Annotated in this window: 17 protein-coding genes and 2 tRNA genes; 15 read left to right on the top strand and 4 right to left on the bottom strand. The window is 33.4% G+C overall.

The genetic code is table 11. The features are described 5' to 3' along the window. Positions 1–143 precede the first annotated feature (143 nt). The 3 genes from H3T56_RS03595 (at position 144) to H3T56_RS03605 (ending at position 3,568) form a co-directional block, all read left to right on the top strand. A complete protein-coding gene (locus tag H3T56_RS03595; protein WP_198192049.1) occupies positions 144–1,772 on the top strand; it encodes a Na+/H+ antiporter in 1,629 nt (542 codons plus the stop codon). Then, positions 1,773–2,279, top strand: coding sequence for an SCP2 domain-containing protein (locus H3T56_RS03600; RefSeq protein ID WP_065578763.1), 507 nt, complete (start codon positions 1,773–1,775; stop codon positions 2,277–2,279). Positions 2,280–2,506: 227 nt separating this feature from the next. Then, positions 2,507–3,568 carry an alpha/beta fold hydrolase gene (locus H3T56_RS03605; RefSeq protein WP_198192050.1) on the top strand — a complete coding sequence of 354 codons (1,062 nt, stop codon included), beginning with the start codon at positions 2,507–2,509 and terminating at the stop codon, positions 3,566–3,568. A 296-nt stretch (positions 3,569–3,864) separates the two neighbouring features. On the opposite strand, the gene H3T56_RS03610 is transcribed toward H3T56_RS03605, so the two are convergent. Next, positions 3,865–4,251: a hypothetical protein gene (locus tag H3T56_RS03610; RefSeq protein ID WP_086357184.1), complete on the bottom strand. Its 387-nt coding sequence runs from the start codon at positions 4,249–4,251 to the stop codon at positions 3,865–3,867. A gap of 867 nt (positions 4,252–5,118) precedes the next feature. Between H3T56_RS03610 and sbcB the strand changes: the two genes are divergently transcribed. The 12 genes from sbcB to H3T56_RS03670 all read left to right on the top strand — a co-directional run bounded on the left by sbcB (position 5,119) and on the right by H3T56_RS03670 (position 14,693). Continuing rightward, complete coding sequence (gene sbcB, locus H3T56_RS03615; protein ID WP_198192051.1) at positions 5,119–6,552, top strand: exodeoxyribonuclease I; 1,434 nt, start codon at positions 5,119–5,121, stop codon at positions 6,550–6,552. A gap of 106 nt (positions 6,553–6,658) precedes the next feature. Then, the gene (locus tag H3T56_RS03620) at positions 6,659–7,102 is read left to right on the top strand and encodes a CidA/LrgA family protein (RefSeq protein ID WP_082205071.1); all 444 of its coding nucleotides are present in this window, start codon (positions 6,659–6,661) and stop codon (positions 7,100–7,102) included. Continuing rightward, positions 7,099–7,788, top strand: a complete 690-nt coding sequence (locus H3T56_RS03625; RefSeq protein ID WP_198192052.1) for a CidB/LrgB family autolysis modulator — start codon at positions 7,099–7,101, stop codon at positions 7,786–7,788. Before H3T56_RS03620 ends, H3T56_RS03625 begins: the two co-directional genes overlap by 4 nt. 1 nt (position 7,789) lies before the next feature. Beyond that, positions 7,790–8,437, top strand: a complete 648-nt coding sequence (locus H3T56_RS03630; RefSeq protein ID WP_065612947.1) for a vancomycin high temperature exclusion protein — start codon at positions 7,790–7,792, stop codon at positions 8,435–8,437. A gap of 314 nt (positions 8,438–8,751) precedes the next feature. Further along, on the top strand, positions 8,752–9,480 hold the full coding sequence (gene artP, locus H3T56_RS03635) for an arginine ABC transporter ATP-binding protein ArtP (RefSeq protein ID WP_065578769.1): 729 nt from the start codon (positions 8,752–8,754) through the stop codon (positions 9,478–9,480). Positions 9,481–9,509: 29 nt separating this feature from the next. Continuing rightward, positions 9,510–10,244 carry a transporter substrate-binding domain-containing protein gene (locus tag H3T56_RS03640; protein WP_065612946.1) on the top strand — a complete coding sequence of 245 codons (735 nt, stop codon included), beginning with the start codon at positions 9,510–9,512 and terminating at the stop codon, positions 10,242–10,244. An 84-nt stretch (positions 10,245–10,328) separates the two neighbouring features. Continuing rightward, the gene (artQ, locus tag H3T56_RS03645; protein ID WP_199283272.1) at positions 10,329–11,105 is read left to right on the top strand and encodes an arginine ABC transporter permease ArtQ; all 777 of its coding nucleotides are present in this window, start codon (positions 10,329–10,331) and stop codon (positions 11,103–11,105) included. Between the two features lie 9 nt (positions 11,106–11,114). After that, positions 11,115–11,792 carry an arginine ABC transporter permease ArtM gene (gene artM / locus H3T56_RS03650; RefSeq protein WP_198192053.1) on the top strand — a complete coding sequence of 226 codons (678 nt, stop codon included), beginning with the start codon at positions 11,115–11,117 and terminating at the stop codon, positions 11,790–11,792. 1 nt (position 11,793) lies between these two features. Then, positions 11,794–13,629, top strand: coding sequence for an excinuclease ABC subunit UvrC (gene uvrC, locus H3T56_RS03655; protein ID WP_065613463.1), 1,836 nt, complete (start codon positions 11,794–11,796; stop codon positions 13,627–13,629). Positions 13,630–13,736: 107 nt separating this feature from the next. Next, positions 13,737–14,291, top strand: coding sequence for a CDP-diacylglycerol--glycerol-3-phosphate 3-phosphatidyltransferase (gene pgsA / locus H3T56_RS03660; RefSeq protein ID WP_065578773.1), 555 nt, complete (start codon positions 13,737–13,739; stop codon positions 14,289–14,291). 221 nt (positions 14,292–14,512) lie between these two features. Then, positions 14,513–14,600, top strand: a tRNA-Leu gene (locus H3T56_RS03665). A 17-nt stretch (positions 14,601–14,617) separates the two neighbouring features. Continuing rightward, positions 14,618–14,693: transfer RNA gene (locus H3T56_RS03670), tRNA-Gly, on the top strand. Between the two features lie 816 nt (positions 14,694–15,509). Here H3T56_RS03670 and H3T56_RS03675 read toward each other — a convergent pair. The 3 genes from H3T56_RS03675 to H3T56_RS03685 are packed head-to-tail and all read right to left on the bottom strand — an operon-like array spanning position 15,510 to position 21,500. After that, the gene (locus tag H3T56_RS03675) at positions 15,510–16,769 is read right to left on the bottom strand and encodes a restriction endonuclease subunit S (RefSeq protein WP_198192054.1); all 1,260 of its coding nucleotides are present in this window, start codon (positions 16,767–16,769) and stop codon (positions 15,510–15,512) included. Next, the gene (locus H3T56_RS03680; protein ID WP_198192055.1) at positions 16,762–18,399 is read right to left on the bottom strand and encodes a class I SAM-dependent DNA methyltransferase; all 1,638 of its coding nucleotides are present in this window, start codon (positions 18,397–18,399) and stop codon (positions 16,762–16,764) included. Before H3T56_RS03680 ends, H3T56_RS03675 begins: the two co-directional genes overlap by 8 nt. Beyond that, positions 18,399–21,500 carry a type I restriction endonuclease subunit R gene (locus H3T56_RS03685; protein WP_198192056.1) on the bottom strand — a complete coding sequence of 1,034 codons (3,102 nt, stop codon included), beginning with the start codon at positions 21,498–21,500 and terminating at the stop codon, positions 18,399–18,401. Before H3T56_RS03685 ends, H3T56_RS03680 begins: the two co-directional genes overlap by 1 nt. Positions 21,501–21,595: the final 95 nt, after the last annotated feature.

Consider the following 21,595-nt stretch of genomic DNA (forward strand, 5'->3'; position numbering starts at 1 on the left):
TCCGTCAATAAAAACGCTTGTTTTTTTATTCAAAAAAAGAGAGTGATTAAAAATTGTATGATTTAGGCAATTTTAATCTGAAATTTTGTTAAAAATCCGATATAATCAATAGTTAATTATAGGATAATAACAAAAGAGTAACTATGGAACTATTTTCAACAATATTACTTCTGGTATTAATTGTATCACTTTCTGGTGTTGTTATAAAAATGTTGCCGATCCAAATTCCTTTGCCATTAATGCAAATATTATTGGGTTGCCTTTTAGCTGCTTTGGGTGTGTATTTGAAATTTGATCCAGAACTCTTTCTTGTTTTATTTATACCTCCCTTACTGTTTGCTGATGGTCGAAAAACTTCGGTGAAAGATTTTGTCTACAATTTTAGAGAAATTGTCGGATTAGCACTGGTATTAGTCGTAATTTCTATTATTGCGCTAGGATATCTACTTTATTGGATGCTTCCAAATGTTGAATTACCAGCCGCTTTAGCATTAGCTGCCGTTCTATCTCCTACCGATGCCGTTGCTCTTAGTGGAATTGTCGGTAAAGGAAGAATTGAAAAAGAAAAAATGGAAATCATTGAAGGTGAAGCATTAATGAATGATGCTTCTGGCCTTGTTTCATTAAAATTTGCCATCGCAATAGCAGCAGGCGCTTTGCAATTTAACCTATTACAAATCAGTATTTCATTTTTCGTTGTTGCAATTGGTGGACTTGCGGTTGGGGTTTTATTTACCTGGTTATATGCACGTATCTTACGTAAAATAAACCAATTAACTCATAATGATCCTGCTATTCAAATTGTATTACTATTCTTACTACCATTTGCGGCTTATATCATAGCGGAAGAATGTCATTGTTCTGGAATTTTAGCTGCTGTTAGTGCAGGTATGACAGTAAACCAATCAGGCATGATGCGCAATGCACCATTAACTGCTCGCCTACAATCTGATAGCACATGGTCAATGTTAACCTTCGTATTTAATGGTTTTGTATTCCTTTTATTAGGTATTCAATTACCAAGTATCTTATCAACTACCTTTACTGAAAATCAGACCGATGCTTCAATTGAATTATGGCAATTATGTTTGATTGTTTTATTTGTTTTCGTAGTCTTAATGGGTACTCGATTCGCATGGTTATGGGCAATGAAACATATGCCAACAATGCCTTTCGGCACAAAACGCCCATTAGCATTCAGAGCCTATACCAATCGTGATCTTTGGATTTCCACCTTTGCTGGTGTCCGTGGGGCAATTACTTTAGCTGGTGTATTATCAATTCCAATGACTATCGGTGGTCGTTACCAATTAGTATTTATTGCTGCTGGGATTATATTAGTATCATTAATTTCAGCTGTAATCATATTACCTATCCTATTACGTGGTAGTGTTATTTTGGACAATTCCGAACAAGATAATGAGATTTTAACTGTTAAAGGACAAATGGCAGAAGAAGCTATCGTTAGCCTAGAAAAAATGCAAACTAGTCTTTTACAAGAAACCTCAGAAGAAGGTTTAGATCAAGAGATTATTCATGAAGTCGGATCGCGGGTAATTGGTTCATTAAGACGTAGGACAGGACTTAAAGATTTAGAACAAAAAGCACTCGAGGCTGAAAATCTAGAAAGACGTATGCGTTTGGTAGCAATTGGTGCTGAACGTACAGCATTACTTCAAATGAAAATTCGCAATGAAGTTAGTGAAGAAACTTATGAACATCTGAATACAGATTTAGATATTTATGAGAAGATGATTTCTGGAGATGCATAAATGATTGGCAACAAACACCAATTACTTGGCAAAATTCATTCTCAATTTGTCGATAAAGCACCACAAGTGTTAGGTTTAACTTTACGTTGTATTCCTTTCGACTTGAAAAAACGAACGATTGAACAATTATTGCAATTACAATTCAAAAATTCGCTGGAAGATGGTGATCTTGATTTTCTAGAAAATCGTTGGCTTAAAATACAAGTAACAGATCTGCAATTAGTTTGGTTTGTGAGCTTAATTGATAACAAACTAGTTGTGAGTCGTGAAGAAATTCCTGATGTCAGCTTTATTGGTAATGCTAACGATTTGATTATGATTGCGACTAGAAGACAAGATCCTGACACACTATTTTTCCAACGTCGACTAATTGTTGAAGGTGATACAGAATTAGGTCTTTATGTAAAAAACCTAATGGATTCAATTGAAATAGAAGCTATGCCAAAGTTTTTAAGAATAACACTGGAAAAATTAGCAGATATTATTGAAAGTGCACCTAAAGACTGAATCACACTAAAAGGGAATAATAAATTCCCTTTTTTTATTAACTGATATTATTTAAATAGCAATTATTTTTAGTAAATAGTAATTATTTTTATTGAAAAATTGGTATTGATTAAATTAATATGCATATTAACGATGGATCATTACCTCGTTAATTATTCTCTACCGGCCCCATCTCTTACCGTTAAAACAATGTTAGCTTTGCATAAATATAATGGAGAGAACCAATTATGAGTAATCTAACAAAAGCACTATTATTTTTTATTTCCTTTATCATCGCTATGCCAGGGTTTTGTACTGATTTTTACAATAGAAATGAAGGTGATTATATTATTAAAAACTTTCAATTTAATGATGGTAATACGGTCAAAAATCTAAAAATTCACTATGTCACACTCGGAAATCCTAAAGGCAAACCTGTTTTAATTTTACATGGCACAACTGGTGATGGTAATTCTATGCTTAATGATAGTTTCGGGCATGCATTATTTGATAAAGGAAAACCGTTAGACGCTGAAAAATATTTTATTATATTACCTGATGCAATTGGTACGGGAAAATCATCAAAACCTTCTGACAAACTAAAAGGAAATTTTCCTCATTATGATTATGGTGACATGGTTAATGCTCAATACCAACTATTGAAAAATGGATTAGGCATAAATCACCTTGAACTTATTATTGGTAACTCAATGGGGGGCATGAACACCTGGTTATGGATAACTAAATATCCCGAATATATGACAGCTGCAATTCCAATGGCAGCAACCCCTGCCCCAATATCTAGTCGAAATTGGATTATGAGAAAAATGCTTATCAATTCAATTAAGGAAGATCCTGACTGGAACAATGGTTTTTATACTAAACAACCGGAAAAATTTCAAACTGTTTATAATTATTATGACATAGCAACTAATGGTGGCGATATTGCTTGGCAAAATAAAGCCTATAATACGGCAAAAACAGAAGAAATATTATCAGACAAGTTAAAAGAACGTGTTAGCATGGATACTAATGACTTTTTATATCAATGGGATGCCGCAAGAAACTTTGATCCAACACAAGATTTAACTAAGATTAAGGCGTTTATTTTAGTTATTAACTCAGAAGATGATGAAAGAAATCCGCCAAATACTGGTGTGATGCAAAAAGCATTGAAAGATATTTTAGCAGCCAAATATTATCTTATCCCAGCCAGTGACAAAACCAGTGGTCATGGCACTACAATGAATGCAAACCTTTGGATTGAGGAATTAAAAATATTTTTAAAAGAACTCGAAACCTATTACTAAATTAAAACATCGATTAAAAGTGAATATATCCCTATATTCACTTTTAATATTCTGATTAGAATTGCAAAGATAATATAACTCTTTAAAAACAGATATAATAAAGTAACAATATAAATTCCATCACACTTAAACTTTATCCAATAAGTCTTATACAATTCCTTTTGCTGTAGATAATTTTAAATAAAATATAATCTGATGTTACTCAAGTTACAGTTATCAGCCATAATGGCGTATAAAATCATATAGCGACTAATTAGCTAAAATGAACTTAAAAAATCTCTAGTAATCAATATGTTTTATCTTTTTTTTCTATATTTCTTAAGTTTATACACTTCGACTTTAGGAGCCATCGCTTTTTTAATTGCTCTAGCTTCCTCTAATTTTATTCGCTCAAGTTCATTACGCTTTTCTTTCTCTTCTGCTAATAATTTATCTTTAGCTTCTTTACACTCTTGAATTACCGATATTGCTGATAGAAAAAATATACCAAGAAAGAAAATGATAAAAATACTTAAAAAAATATTATCTAACGGTGTTTCGTTGCCCGTTCCTCTACTAGAATGGAAAGTATGAAAAGAATAAGTACGAATCCGAGGAACAAATGTTCTATACTGAGCAACGCCATAAGCATTTTGTATAACAGTAATAAAAAAGACCAACACTAAGATAATTTTTGTTTTCATTATTAACACTTTTCACTGATAAACTTGTTGTCATTACCCTGAAATTTTTCTATTTGTCGATTTCTATCACATTCCCATTGTTCAGGTGGATGCATAAGTTACCGCATGGTATACCTTTTTTACAGTTTTTAGCATAACAATTTGCGGTAAACGCGAAACAAATAGCTAAAACAAGGATAATTTTTTTGTGAAATCCATTTCGAAAAACCAATACTGAAATAATAATTTGTTTTATATTCCATGTAAGCTAGCTTAAAAGCATAATCATCAACAGAAAGCTGATAATATCACTCTTTTTTTAGATAACGAATTAATAAGAATTAAAGTGAAATAATTATTTTAATTCCGATAACCCTGGTAAACTTAATAGCATGCAATATAGCCAAAAAGACTTTTTTACCAATTAATTTAATTGTAACAATAAGTTAAACAAAAAATCAAGGTGACTAATATAGCATTATCAAGAGCTGAGATTAACAAACGTGGTAATGAAAAATGTGGTATAAAAAATAAGCTCATTAATAATTTATTTGACATATCTTCCCTCCATAAAATATGACAACATCAAATTTGTGACGGTGTAACATTTATATTTAGGATTAACTGAAATATTATTAATTAAATTTAACAGATTAATTATTCAAAATAAATTTACTATAAAATCATTTCTATCAATAGTAGAACTAGCAAAAATAATTTCTGTAATTGATCGTAAAGTCAGTTTAATTATTACCTTGATTTTTCATTAATGATTAACTATTAAAATTTGATTATTGTTACATCACTCTATTGTTCATAAATAAAATTAACTAAATAATGATATAATCACTTGAAATTAAAATGAAAACTTAAGAGCAAAATAACGGAATGAAAAACGATCAAATACAGCCTACTTTTTATTTTCATGATTACGAAACTTTTGGCATCAACCCTGCTTTAGATCGTCCGGCACAATTTGCTGGCATTAGAACAGATAGTGATTTTAATATTATTGAAAAACCCTTAGTCATTTATTGTCAAATAGCGCAAGACTATTTACCCAATCCTGAAGCAGTTCTTATCACTGGTATTACACCACAAAAAACAAATCAAAGTGGCTTATGTGAAGCTGAATTCACCAAATTAATCCATCAAGAATTTAACCGACCGAATACTTGTATCTTAGGTTATAACAATATCCGCTTTGATGATGAAGTGACTCGCAATATTTTGTATCGTAATTTTTATGATCCTTACTCTTATAGTTGGCGTAATGGTAATTCACGGTGGGATCTACTTGATGTCGTTAGAGCATGTTATGCATTAAGACCTGAAGGTATTAACTGGCCAACAAATGATGCTGGTTTACCGAGTTTTCGTTTAGAAGATTTAACTAAAGCGAATAATATTGCCCACGAGCATGCCCATGATGCAATGTCAGATGTTTATGCTACTATTGCTATGGCAAAACTTATCAAACAAGCCCAACCAAAGTTATTCAATTATTTCTTTAAATTACGTAATAAAAACAGAGTTGCCGAGCTTATTGACGTTGTAAATATGACACCTATTGTTCATGTATCAGGAATGTTAGGTAGCCATAGAGGCAATATGTCATTAGTCTGCCCTATTGCATGGCATCCAACGCAAAATAATGCAGTTATAGTCTGTGATCTAGCTGGAGATATTGATTCAATTATTGATTTACCTGTCGAGACTATTCAGGAAAAACTTTACACCAAAACAGCCGATCTTGAGTTAGATGAGCAGCGTATTCCGTTAAAACTGATTCATATAAATAAATGTCCAATTATTGCGCCATTAAGCACATTATTAGCTGATAACGCAAAGCGTTTTAATTTAGATAAACAACAATGTTTGATTAATCAACAAAAGCTGCTGCAAAACCAAAATAAATTACAGGATAAAATGCGTGAGTTATTTAGTATCAATAATGATTATCCAGTTAACAGTGATGTTGATGCACAAATTTATGGTGGATTTTTAAATGGTCAAGATCTTTTACGTTGTGAAACAATAAGAACTACGCCAATTCATTTATTAGAAACTTTATCAATCACTTTCGATGATCCACGATTAACCACATTATTCTTTCGCTACAAAGCAAGAAATTATCCGCAAACATTAACCGAACAAGAACAACGTATTTGGCAAGATCACTGTCGAGATAAACTTAATAGCATTGAGATACAAAATTATTTACAATCACTTGAACAACTAGCAGAAATTTATATACAGAAACCGGAAAAGCTTACTTTATTAAAACAGCTTTACCAATATTGTCATTATTTAGTTGGATAATTAAATTACAGGGGCGTATTATATATTTCTAGTTTTAGCTCTCCGCCCTTTCTAAACGACGGGCATACCGTCAATATTTAATTTTAAGACAATTAGTGTATAAACCATGAAACATTTTTTAGCCAAACATGCAACAATTAAGCATCGACTTTATTCTTTATATTACACACTATTTAGTTATGGTCGTGGATTAATTATTTTAACCCTATGTTTATGGGCAGGTAACATTGTTTCGGCAATCTTACCAATCATGATCCCAGGTAGTATTATTGGTCTATTAATCTTGTTTTTTTTATTAGCATTTCAACTTATACCAACGCGTTGGATCAAAAACAGTTGTAACCTCTTTATGCGTTATATGACTGTGCTATTTATTCCTGCTGCAATGGGGATCATGGACAATTATTCACTACTTTTAGCTAATTGGCTGCCGATTAGCTTTGCCAGTGTTGGCGGTTCAATCATTGTCTTATTCTTAACGGCATATCTTACTGAACATTTGCATAGATCAACAATAAAATCGTCTGAAGATAAGGAGAAACAATCATGATATGGATGCTACCATTAACTGTTTTAGTTTTTCTAATTATTCGTAAAATTTCCTTTAAAATCAAAAATCCATTATTTAATCCACTAGTGATTTCGGTTATTGTTTTAATTCCAATATTATTAATCACACACACTAGTTATATTGAATATGTAAAAAATGTAAAAATTATTAATGATTTACTTCCATACTCGGTTGTTGCTTTAGCCTATCCTTTGTTTGAATTAATCCCACAAATCAAAGCCCGTTGGAAATCCATCATGATAATCACCTTTACAGCTTCAATTGCTTCTATGGTGACGGGAGTATGTATTGCATTCTGGTTAGGAGGTAGTGATGAAATTGCCGCCTCGGTACTACCTAAATCAGTTACTACTGCCATAGCGGTAACTATCGCAGAAAATCAAGGTGGTGTTCCATCTATTGCCGCATTATGTGTAATACTAGTCGGAACTTTAGGTGGAATTTTTGCTCATCAATTATTAAATTGGGCTAAAATCAAAACAGCTTCCGCCAGAGGTTTATCAATCGGTGCTGTATCACATGCTGTTGGTACTGCACGCTGTATTGAAGTAGATTATAATGAAGGAGCTTATAGCTCTTTATCACTAGTACTATGTGGTATTATGACTTCATTGACAGCACCATTTTTATTTCCAATAATGGTATTTATTTTTGATTGGTTTTAGCATGATATTAAGAAAATTTATTGCTTATTTAATTACCTTTCTACTGTTTTTAATAGCGGTAATAATTAGTCTCGACTATTGGATAAGCTATAAAACCGCACCTTACATTTATCATGATGAAAATAAACTCCCCTATCGAACAATTGGTGTAGTATTAGGTACATCTAAATATGTAAAAGGTGGTGGAATTAACGGTTTTTATCGCAATCGTATCGATGGCGCTATTGATCTATATTGGCAAGGAAAAGTCGATTATCTGTTAGTAAGTGGAGATAATGCGCATTTAAATTATAATGAACCAATTACGATGCAAAAGGATCTGATTAAAGCAGGTATCCCCAAAGAAGCGATTGTATTAGATTATGCTGGTTTTAGAACCTTCGATTCAGTTGTTCGGGCTAATAAAGTTTTCAATGCTGATGATTTTACTATTATTACGCAAGAGTTCCATTGCGAACGAGCGATTTTTATTGCCCTTGCGCAAGATATTCAAGCACAGTGTTTTGCCGTTCCAGCACCCAAAAGTATGAAGTTAGTTCGTATAAGAGAGATGCTAGCTCGTGTTAGTGCCTTTATTGATCTATATATAATGAATCAAAAACCTAAATATCTTGGACCTATCATCCCTATCATAAATAATGATGAATAAATTAAGCTAAAATCTGTAAAAAATTTTGAGGAAAGGGGTTTTTTAAGCTATTAATACATACAAATTCGTTAAATTATCAATTAGAATTACATTTATATATTTCTTTTCTATCAATAAAAATATCAGTATAGTAAATATTTTTAATTACATCTAATTGATTTAATATAATATTATCCAATAATAAAAATTGAAAATTATATTTTTTTGCTTAAAAATTAACTCATAAAGTATTTGTCTAATATTTTAGATTGCATTTTTATGCAAAAAAAAGTAATATTTAGTCAATTAAAATTTGAACAATTTATCTAATACTAATGAATATTGAATTAAGCCATATTAACTGTTTTTATGGTACACATCAGGCATTGAACGATGTTTCTTTATGTTACCCTTTAGGTGAAACAATTGTTTTACTTGGTCAGAGCGGTGCAGGCAAAAGTTCTTTGTTGAAAGTTTTTAATTTACTTGAAATTCCTACATCAGGTGAAATGACGATTGCTGATTCGCATTTCGATTTTTCGCAAAAAATAAGTGAATCAACAATTCGAACTTTACGTAAAAATGTCGGTATGGTTTTTCAAAATTACAACCTATGGCCACATTTGACCGTTTTGGAAAATTTGATTGAAGCGCCATGCCAAGTATTAAAATTATCAAAACAAGAAGCTAGTGATAAAGCTATGTCAATCTTAGCTCGTCTACAAATTGATGAAATGGCGCATCGCTACCCTCTCCATCTTTCTGGAGGCCAACAGCAACGAGTTGCTATTGCTAGAGCATTAATGATGGAGCCGAAAATTTTGTTATTTGATGAACCAACAGCGGCATTAGATCCAGCAATTACATCACAAATTGCCGAGATTATTAATGAACTGTCACAAACCGGAATTACACAAATTATTGTTACTCATGAAGTCGATTTTGCACGTAAAGTTGCTTCACAAGTGATTTACATGGAACAAGGTAAGATTATTGAACAGGGACAACTTGAGTGTTTTGCTCATCCAAAAACCGAAGAGTTTAAAGCTTACTTATCACATTAACATTAATTAAAACCAGATTGGGTGGAAATATGAAAAAAACATTACTAGCTATTTTACTTGCAGGCTCTGCTTTTGCAGCTCAAGCAGCAGAAACATTAACTATTGGTACCGAAGCAACCTATGCGCCTTTCGAATTTACTAATGATAAAAATGAAATTGTTGGTTTCGATATTGACGTTATGAATAAGCTTTGTGAAGAAATGAAAGTATCTTGCAAAATTGTTAACCAATCATTCGATGGTTTAATTCCTAGCCTGAAAACTCGTCGCATTGATGCGGCAATTGCAGGTATTGATGTTACTCCAGAGCGTCAAAAACAAGTTGCATTTACTAAAATCTACTACGACGACAGCTCAATTCAATTTATTACTTTGAAAGACTCATTAACCAGTCTTGATCAATTGAAAGGTAAAAAAGTTGGTATTCAAAAAGGTACAACGTATTCAAAATACTTAAATGAAAAGTACCCTGATGTTAAAGCAGTAAGTTATGACAGCTATCAATTCGCTTTTCTAGATTTAAAAGCAAAACGTATTGATGCCATTGTTTCAAGCTCATTTGTTGCTGGAGAATGGTTAGGTAAGGATGCTGAGATTGTTGCTTTGGGTGACAAAATTACCGATCATGAATTCTTTGGTGAAGGTTTAGGTATCGCTTTACGTCAAGGAAATGATCAATTACTTGAACAATTCAACCAAGCAATTGATAAATTAAAAGCAAATGGTGAATTAGATATTATTTATAAAAAATGGTTTAGTAAATAATCTTATTTACTAAAATCTGTTCTTTGAGATCTCGCCGCATACTCTGCGGCGAGTTTATTTTTTTAATTTAATTACGGTTTTTTTATGTCAGACTTTTTTGCACACGGTATCGACTGGTTACTCTCTTCTATGGATGGGTATATTTTGCCGCTAACTAAAGCAACCGCAATAACGTTATCATTAGCATTTGTATCGTTAATTGTCGGCATGTTTTTTGCGTTCATTTTTACTATTTTAGAATCAGTACCCTTCAAACCCGTTGCATGGTTAATGTCACTATTTAATTTAACTATTCGAGCTTTACCCGAATTATTAATTGTGGTGGCAATCTATACCGGTTTACCGCTGTTATTGATGGCATTAGATGATGGTTTTACCATTCCACTTGGTTTTACATCATTTACCGTAAAAATGAATATTGAAAATACTCAACCAGATCCATTTTTATGCGGTGTTTTTGCTTTATCCTTACTTTATGCCGTTTATGCATCACAAACCTTACGTGGAGCATTTAAAGCGATACCAAGTGGACAAAAACAAGCAGCTCAAGTATTGGGACTTAGTAAATCCCGCACCTTTTTCCGCATAATAATGCCGCAAATGTGGCGCCATGCATTACCTGGTTTGAGTAATCAATGGTTAATTTTATTAAAAGATACCGCCCTTGTATCTGCGATAGCGATTGATGATTTAATGATGCAAACCAAAACAATTGTCGCAAGAACCAACCAACCTTTCTTATGGTATTTTATTGCTATGCTTGTTTATTTAGTAATATCAGTTTTAAGTCAACGCGTTATTGCTCATATTGAAAAACGCTCTACCAAATTTGAACAACCTTCATCAGCTAATAGTCAGTAAGGTCATTTTATGTCTGATAATTTTATTTACTATCTAAAAATCATTCTTCAAGGTCTACCTGATACTTTAAGTTTAAGTATCGCTGGCATATTATCAGCTGGTTTTTTAGCTATCGTTTTTTCTTGCCTTTTATCTTTAAATTCAAAGTTTTTAACTAAAACGATACGTGGTTATATTGTTATTTTTACTGGTTCACCTTTATTGGTACAACTTTTTTTAATCTATTATGGACCTTCACAATTTGGCGAAATTTTAAGTAAAGTACCCGCTTTTTATGAATTTATTTCATCGCCATGGTTTTGCGCTTATTTAGCATTAACGCTTAATAGTGCAGCTTACACTACTCAAATTTTCTATGGTGCTTTAAAAGCTGTTCCACAAGGACTATGGCAAGCATGTAGTGCATTAGGCATGAATAAAAGACAAACACTCAAAATTGTAATGCCATATGCATTAAAACGAGCACTATCTACTTACTCTAATGAAGTTGTCTTCGTGGTTAAGGGAACCGCACTAGCATCAATGATTCCTGTTATGGATCTCATGGGATATAGTAATACACTAAATGGTGAATACTATGATTTCTCAATTTTTGTTGTTGCTGGGCTCATCTACCTCTTGATAAATGGTATTTTAAGCACCATTATGAGGATAATAGAGAAAAAAGCCCTCACCTTTGAAAATTAATATGAGCCAATTTGATTCTGTATCTTTCTTAAAAACCGTCCCACATAAACCAGGTATCTATCAAATGTTTAATGATAAAGATACCATCATTTATGTGGGAAAAGCGAAAGACCTCAATAATCGTTTAAAAAGTTACTTTAACAGTAGTAAAAAAACCATCAAAACCGATCGATTGGTGAGTCATATTCATCGAGTAGAATTTACCATCACCAATACCGAAACCGAAGCTCTTTTGCTTGAACAGACTTATATCAAAAAATATCAACCACGATATAATGTTTTACTTAAAGATGACAAAAGCTATCCGTTTATTAAATTAAGTAAAGAACGCCATCCACAATTATCTTTATACCGCGGAGCAGTTAATCGTAAAAAAGATGAGTTTTTTGGCCCTTACCCGAGTGGCTATGCAGTTAAACAAATTCTCGCATTATTACAAAAAACTTTTCCGATAAGGCAATGTCTTAATAGTACTTATCGTAATCGAACACGTCCTTGTTTGCAGTACCAAATTAAACGTTGTTTAGGCCCTTGTGTACCGGGTTTAGTCAGCGATGAAGATTACAATGAACAAGTGAATTATGTTAGATTATTTTTATCTGGACAGTCAGATGAAATCTTAAAAAAAATTACCGCTGATATGTTAAAAGCCAGTAGTGAGCTTAATTTTGAAAAAGCAGCAGCGTTGCGTGATCAGTTACAAGCAATCAAACACATTAATGAAAAACAAGCTATCTACAATAATAATGATAATTTGGATGTAATCGGTTTTCACTATGAACTTGGCTTAGCTTGTATTTATGTGCTTTTTATCCGTAATGGTCAAACATTTGGTCATCGTTCTTATTTTCCTAAAGTTCCCTCTAATACTGAACTTGAAGAAGTTATTGAGACATTTTTAGGACAATTTTATCTACAAGGTAATCAAAACAGGAATATTCCAAAAAAAATTCTTCTGAATTTTTCGTTGTCCGATAAACAAGCAATGGAAGAAACGTTATCTATTGTTGCTGAACATCAGGTTAAATTAGTTGATGAACCGAAAGGTGATAATCTTAAATTATTAAATATTGCAACCGTTAATGCTCAAACGGAAGTTAAAAATAAACTATTAGAAAACTCAACTATTAAACAAAGATACGATGCTTTAAAAGCCTTTTTGGGAATTGAGAAAATCAATAGAATGGAATGTTTTGATATCAGCCATTTTATGGGCAAAAATACTATCGCCTCTTGTGTTGTGTTTGATGATAAAGGACCAGTTAAATCTGAATTTCGTCGTTATAATATTACTGGTATCACACCTGGTGATGACTATGCAGCAATGGAACAGGTATTGACTCGTCGTTATAGTAAAAAAGATCTTCCTGAAGACAAAATCCCTGATATTATCTTTATTGATGGTGGAAAAGGACAACTTAATCAAGCTTTACAAGTATTTGAGAAGTTACAAGTAAACTGGGATAAACATCATCCTATTTTAATCGGGGTGGCTAAAGGTGCTGAGCGTAAAGAAGGTTTAGAAACACTCTTCTTTGAAGCTCATGGCAAAGGTTATTATTTAGATGATCATTCCCCTGCTCTATTATTAATTCAACAAATCCGTAACGCATCACATGACCATGCGATTGTAGGTCAGCGTAAAAAAGGTGTTAAACAATTAACTGATAGTGCGTTAGAGCATATAGAAGGCGTTGGCGGAAAAAGACGCCAAGCATTATTAAAACATTTTGGCGGGCTTAGAGAGCTAAAAAATGCTAGTATAGATGAAATAGCCCAAGTACAAGGCATCTCCAAATCGTTAGCTGAAAAAATTTATCTAAATTTACAGCAATAACACATTGAAAAATTAACATTTTTCAGGCAACATAATCAGTAAGAAAACACTGTTTTTTTAATTATCACTAACCAATTGATTAATAAAACAAAATGAGCTAATGTCACATGAAAATCAACTTACCTACATTCTTAACATTATTTCGAGTAATACTTATTCCTTTTTTTGTGTTGGCATTCTATCTATTTCCTCATGAATGGTCTGGCTTTTTTTCGGCATTATTATTCTTAATTGCCGCAGTTACAGATGTTTTTGATGGTTACCTCGCTCGTCGATTAGGTCAAACCACTAAATTTGGCGCCTTTTTAGATCCTGTCGCCGATAAAATAATGGTGACGATCGCATTGGTACTCATCACTCAGTATTATCAAGCGTGGTGGATTTCTATTCCGGCTATCATCATCGTTTCTCGAGAAATCATTATTTCTGCATTAAGAGAGTGGATGGCAGAAATTGGCAAACGCAATAATGTTGCGGTATCTTCAATTGGCAAAATTAAAACTATTGCCCAAATGACAGCGTTAACTTGGTTACTTTGGCGTCCTTGCGATCTGGTTATATATGCAGGTCTAGCTGCCCTACTTATTGCAACTGTATTAACTTTGTTATCTATGTTGCAATATCTTTGGATCGCGCAAAGTGATTTATTAGACGAAGATTAAACATATTTATGAAATATCGCAGATATTATCTGTGTAATCTCTTAATAATCAAGTTAGCTAAATAATTTTGTAAAAATAGACAAAATAGCCTAATTTAACGACTAATCAGTCAAACATTGAGCAATCAAACCATTAATTTGAAATTTTTATTGACTGAAATGATAAGATAGGTAAAATGCACAGCATCCAAAACGCAGTTACCTTTCGGAACTAAGTTTTGAGCCCGGGTGGTGAAATCGGTAGACACAAGGGATTTAAAATCCCTCGGCCTTTTTGGCCGTGCGAGTTCAAGTCTCGCCCCGGGCACCATTTAAAACACTTCTCATGCGGGAATAGCTCAGTTGGTAGAGCGCAACCTTGCCAAGGTTGAGGTCGCGAGTTCGAACCTCGTTTCCCGCTCCAAGTCACGATATCTAGTCTTTTATAACCAAATGCTTAGCGTTTTTTTCTCTTTTAACATCAGTCAGTAAGCCTTGTTTTATACTCCATTAAAGAGTACTAATGTGTACTATAATCAATGCGTAAGTGGTTCATCCAACGATACATTAAAGTAAACAAGTGCTACATTGCATTTCTGACTGTTTTTTAGTTATATCACCTAATTATTGGAATCTTCTTTTTTCTATTTTGTTTATTGAGGAGATTGTCAATGGCTTTTTCTGACGCCTTAGTGAAAAACATTATTGTAACCTAAATCGAAAGCTTATACTTTGAAGGATATTGAATGTTTGGCATTGTTTGTGTCGCCTTCGGGCGGTAAGTCTTGGCATTTTTGATTTACCTTGCAGGGTAAACGGCAGCCTTATTTACTCTACCATCACTCTTACCCTAAATTATCCACCAGTGAAAATACACTGAATTATGAGGTGAAACGATTAGGTATAATGGGCGTTTAACAGAGCATGGGATTCGGGCGACGTTATCTACAGCCCTCGATGAGTTGGATTATCCTAAACAGTAGATTGAGGCGAAGTTTTCAGCTAAACCTTTATCGATTTCGTAGTTATTTTTCAATGAGTAACAAGCACACGCTGTTTGTTGCAAAACATCCGTAATTCTGCGAGGTATTTATTTAGGATCATTCGTAAGGCTCAGCTAGTGACATTTTGGACGACTAGATTTAATTATCAAGACAAGGATTAAGTTTAGTCAATTGTTATAATACTCACATATTAGCTTTAAAAAATACTCGCTTTAGTCAAACTAAAGCGAGCACTGTTATTTCACGGTGACTTGACCATTCATTAGCATGGGGAGGAGCCAGTCTCTTAATTCTATGAGCTGTTTATTTTCTTTTAAAATTACCGCTTTTTTCTTCAAGATAGGCTTACAAAATTTTTCAAACTGATTTAATAGACCTACAGGCGGTAAGATAGTATTAAACCAATTTATACCATTTAAATTAAGATGTAATACTAGCGTTCCAGAAGCATAGTACTTTATATAACTATGATAATAGGTAGAGTTAAATAACTGCTCTAAATAAAATTTATTCAATCTTTCGGAAGTTACACTCACTACATCACAGGATATAAGTGCACCATCTTCAAATATACTCGGGATAATAAAAGCTTTTCCTATTATATCAGCATTACGAGTTACATCCGTGATAGCAACTACTAATCCACCACTAGAAACTAAACTTTCTTGATTATATTTTCCAATAAAATGTTTTGTTCCTTCAATTTTAAATTCACCTTTTAATGAAAATGAATTCAAATTTAAAAATTCTTTCCCTTGAATATCCGAAATTTCATTACTTTTATAAGAGATACCTCTTTTAAAGTTAATATATGGCTTTAACCTATCTACACTCCACCCCTCAGGTATTTCACGTTTTAACGTGCTGTTATAAACCATCTTTCCGCCTGAGCTTTTATAAGGTTTTCCTTCCTCATTAGGAAAATCAAACTGCACAAACCAGTAGTCATATAAGGTTTTTGCCATGGATTCTAATTCTGTATTGATACGATTGTTTATTATTATTTTCTCATCTAAAAAACTAATTAGTCTTGTCAGTAACTTTGAGTTTTGATTAAAATCAAAAACAGGAAAATCTCTTAATGCTGATAAAGGTAAAAATTTCTGAACAGCCCCATTTAAATATCTTTTTATGTGTTTTTTAGCGATTGGACTTTTTAAATAATAATAAAGCCATTTAGCTCTATCTTCATCTTTACATGAAAATACACCTATATTTTTTATCGCGTAACATATATCATTATTTTTCTCTAAATAAACCTCCCCAACAGTTCCAATCATACTAAATAAAATATCCCATTGCGAAACTTTACTTCTTTTATTTATAGCGTTATAGTCTAACTCCGATATTAAATATGAATTCTTTATATCTAAGCTATTATTAGATAAATGTTTGGACGTGATTAAAGGATATCCTATTTGTGATTGCTTTGGCGAATCATGTGTACCATCAAATACAGAAAAACAATACTCAGAAGCAGTTATTACATTATTCATACTTCAACCCTGCCAACTGCTTTTTAATTTCTTCTTCTAACGTATGAGACTCTTTAAATAACGCATCAAGGTTTTGAGTATAGCTTTGCATTTTGGCAGCAAATTCTTCTGGAGTAATATCCACGTACTCAATTTTTACGTCAAAATATTGCCCGGCGCTTAGGGAATAGTTTTTGTTGATAATCTCCTCATAACTCACCACCACTGAAAAATCTTCGTGTGCTTGTTTTTGATTAAAGGCATCGATAATGTGTTGTTCTTCGGTTGGGGTAAGTACAGTTTTTTGGTTTTTGCCATCTTTCACTTTTTCACCAAGGTTGGAGGCATCAATCAAAACTACCTGTTCTTTATTGGTGCCATCAATAAAGATAATCGAGACATTAGTGCCAGTGGTGGCAAAAATATTACTAGGCATGGAGACTACGCCTGCCAGCATTTTATTATTCACCAAATGCTCACGGATTTTTTTATCAATGCCTGATTGAGCAGTAATAAAGCCGGTGGGCACGACTATAGCGGCTTTACCTGTTGGTTTTAAGGAAGTGATAATATGCTGTAAGAACAATTGGTAAATCTCCATTTTGTCCTTATCTTTAGCTTTGATTTTTGGAATGCCTGCAAAAAAACGGTCTTTATTAGCTTTGGTGTCTAAGTCATCGCGGTAGTCGCTAAAATCCAGCTTAAAGGGTGGATTAGACACAATGTAATCAAAATGTTTTAGTTGATTGCCTTCTTTATGATATGGGTGCAATATAGTATTGCCCTGTATCACATTAGGAATAGAATGCACCAGATTATTCAAAATCAAGTTTAAACGTAATAAATTAGACGACTTTTGTGAAATATCTTGGGTATAGATGCTGCATCTGGCTTCACCAATGGCATGGGCAACGTTCATTAATAATGTGCCCGAACCTGCAGAGGGGTCATAACAGCTAACGTTATTTACTTTCCCTCGTTGTTCAACAGGTACTAGCACCGCCGCCATAATACGGGCTACAGCATGAGGGGTGTAATATTCGGCATATTTACCACCACTATTACTGTTATAGTCTTTGATAAGGTATTCAAAAATGGTGGCATAGAAGTCAAAGCCTTTTGAAAAAACATGTTCAAAGCTAAAGGCTACTAACTTGTTGATAATAGCACGACAGAAGTCATCTTTTTTGCTCTCGTCGGCAATAAAGTTGCTGAGGCGGTCAAATAAAACCACCTTAGCCCCGCCTTCTGTTTTAATGGAGAATACGTCGGTATTGCTACTGGCAATATCGATTAGCGTGTCATCAAAGGTTTTAGCAAAATCTTCTTGATTTTGGTTGTTAAACAAATAGCCAATAAAATGCACAGGTTTTAAATGCGCTACCCCTGCGGGTAAACTCAACAGGAGCATTTCGTATTGTTCACACTCCATTGAGGTTAATACTTCTTCCCACTTATCAGTTTTAGCTATGTGAGGTTGCGTTTTTTTAACAGCTGAAGCAAATTGGTCATTTAAAAACTTATAGAGAAAAGCTTGGGTGATGATTTTAAATTCGTTGCCATCGTTACCTAAGCCATAGTTAGCACAAATTGCTTTTAGATCGTCAATTAAGGTTCTAGTTTGTTCTTGAAAGGAGAGTTCAACTACCACTAAGGAGCTCCGTTAGTAAATTCTTTAAGGTATTCTTTAACCACCAGATCATTAATAAAATGAGAGGTAGTAGGATTTAAATTAATCTGTTGTTGCGTCATAAAATGGTTAATGACCGTAGGCATGGTAATTTGTTTAAAATACCCTTCATTATTTAGAAGTTGTAAGTTTTGTAATACTTGCTCATCGGTATCGTGTTTTACACCATTTAGTGCTTCGAAAATTTTACGTTCATTCGCGCTCATTTCGTTTTTTTCTGTTAAGCGTTTATGAATGCGGGCGTATTTTACATCACCTGAGTATTTTTGGCGAAGCAAATTATTTTCTCTATTTAATATTTTAATACGCCCATAAATTTTATTGAGTATCTCGGTATTGGCTTTCATTTCCTCTTGGGTAATTGCACTCAAGTTCTTTTTCTTAAATAACCGTTCCAGTTCTTCTTTTAAGGTGATAAATTTAGGATCATCTTGGTCAAAATTAGTGTTCAGCGCCTCACGGGTACGTCTGAGTGTTTGCTGATAATCGTCTGCCAGTTGAAGTTCTTTCTCCCCCACTTTAATAAACTCAAAAATAATATCTTCTAAGGCAATATTCAATAGGTTAGTGTTTTCTGTGCCTTTTTCAAGGTTTTCTTTTAGGTTAAGTAGATTAAGCCGATTAGTCGCTTCGCGGTAAAGCAGATTAAGCTTATAAAAATCGAGTTGCTCTAAAAAACTAGACTCCCCTTGAAGGCGAATAAGATTGTAAAGACTCTTGGCATTAGCTAAGGCTTTTTTAAGTGCTAAAATAGTTTCACGATTGTCTATTTCATTAATTTGCTGTGAAAAAATTTCAGCATTGGTGATATTGTATTTAAATAGTGCGTCTTTAATCTGTTCGATCTCTTGCTGAATTTCTTCTTGCGATTTAAACAGTTGTGAGTAGCTCTCTATTTCGTCACCCAGCTCGTCTTGTAGTTCTTCGAAATAAGCTTTATTGGTAGCATCAAACTCTTTGCTAATATCAGCAAAATCGACTACGTAACCATAGCGAAAATCTTTATAAGGTCGATTTACCCGCGTTAACGCTTGCAGTAGATTATGAGAACGTATTATACGCCCTAAATAGAGCTTTTTTAATCGTCTGGCATCAAAACCTGTTAATAACATGTTAAATACAAAGAGCACATCTATTTTGCCTGCTTTAAAGTCTTCAACCCAGTCTTTACGCTGTTGTTTTGTACCTACGTCGTGCAAAATTAACGCGGCTGTTTTAACTTTGTTCTCATGCTTACGCTTAACAGTATAGGTTGTGATTGGTTCTGCTACTTTTAATGGAGTCAGTTCACTATCGTTAGCCGCTACTTGGTTAAGTAGTTGGTTATTTTGTGGGTAACGTTCATTAAATAACTTAAAGAGTTGCTTGGCTTGTTCCGCACTGTCACAAATGACCATTGCACCAATGGTTGGTTCAGCAAGGGTGCATCTGCTTTTATGAAAATCAGTAATAATATAATCCAGCATGGGTTCAACAAAGCTAGGATGGGCATAAATAAATTTTTTATCTACATCACCTTGTTGAATCTCTGCTTCTTCTAAGGCTTTTTGTAAAACCATTTTGTAGTGAGTGGCGATTTCTTCACGAATTAGCCTTAGAGTGTAGCCATCGGCAATAGAGGCATTATAGTAGTATTTATGAATGTAATCGCCAAATAGTTGGCGCGAGTTATAGTCTGTACCCAATAATGGCGTACCGGTTAAACCAATTTTAATCGCATTTCGGTCAGATTGTTCTAGATTGGCTAAAAAGCTACCTTTAGGGTTATAGCTGCGGTGTACCTCATCTAAAAAGTATATCCGTTGAATATTGACATCATAATCGTTCGTTGAAACAACATCCGGGTCATCTTTAAACTTTTGAATATTGACCACGGTAATTTCGGACTTACCGGTATTATTATGAATCGCTTTAGTCGCTTTAATATCTTGACTAAATGCCTCACGCGAATCAATGGTATAAACAGTTAAGCCACGGCAGGTAAATTCTCGCTGTGCCTGAATAAGTAGATCGATCCGATCCACAATAAAATAAAACTTAGGAATAATCTGCTTTTGCTGAAAATAATTGGTTAAAAACCTAACATTATAGTAAGCCAAAGCAGTTTTACCGCTGCCTTGGGTGTGCCAGATAATGCCTTTTTTAATACCCTCATTAAGTTTATGTTCAATCGCTTTGGTTGCAAAAATTTGGGGGTAACGCATTATGTGCTTTTCAAGCCCTTGTTTTTCTGCCACATAAGTTAATGCATAGCGTAAAATAAAAGCTAATCTGTCTTTGCTTAATAATGAGGTACAAATACGGTTTGTTGGCCTAAGCTCATTTTTATTGAGCTGATACTCATCACTGCTTCGAAGCGTCTCTTTGTTATTATCTTTGAGAATTTCTAGCTCTTTTTGCTCATCCAACGGCTTAGAAAGTTCAGATAAAATCAATGTTAGTTCTTCTCTAAAGTAGTTAAAAATAGGCTCACCATAAGAGGCACTAGCATAAAAAGCACCTTGTAGTGGTTGGACGGCGCCATCTTCATATTCCATATTATTAGAAAAGATCATAAACTGAGTTATATTTATAAAGCGCTTAAATTTTTTATTTTGAAAGCGTTTATTAATTCGATCTCGCTCAGCTAATATTCCTTCAGGATTATTTGGTTTTTTAACTTCAATAAAGACTAACGGCATACCATTAATTAGTAACGTTATATCGGGTCTAAATTCTTCATCACCATTTTTATAGGTTAGCTCAGTCACCACATGAAAGCTGTTGTTATTAAAACATTCGAAATCGATAAGTTTTGGCCCTGAACTCGCGGTTAATTTTTCATAAAAGGCTTTACCTAAATCCTCATTATCTAACGCTAATTTTACTTCTTCCAATAGCCGCTTGACATCATCTTGCTCTAGATTGGGATTAATTTTTGCAATCGCTTGAAGGAATAATTCAGGAAAAATATTGGTATTAATATCCCACTGCTGTGTTTTGAGTGATAAATACTGATACCCTAAACGAACCAAATGCATAATGGTAGGTATTTTAACGCGTGTATCTTCATTGAATGCCATAGCTAATCCCTATTACTCGACGTGTTTTCCTTAATAGTTAGATTATTATTGTAATAATCTAACCATTCGTCCAGATTTTTTTGTAATTCCGTTAA

Origin of the sequence: Gilliamella sp. W8123, from assembly GCF_016101085.1 — a bacterium.
Taxonomy (GTDB): Bacteria; Pseudomonadota; Gammaproteobacteria; order Enterobacterales; family Orbaceae; genus Gilliamella; species Gilliamella apis.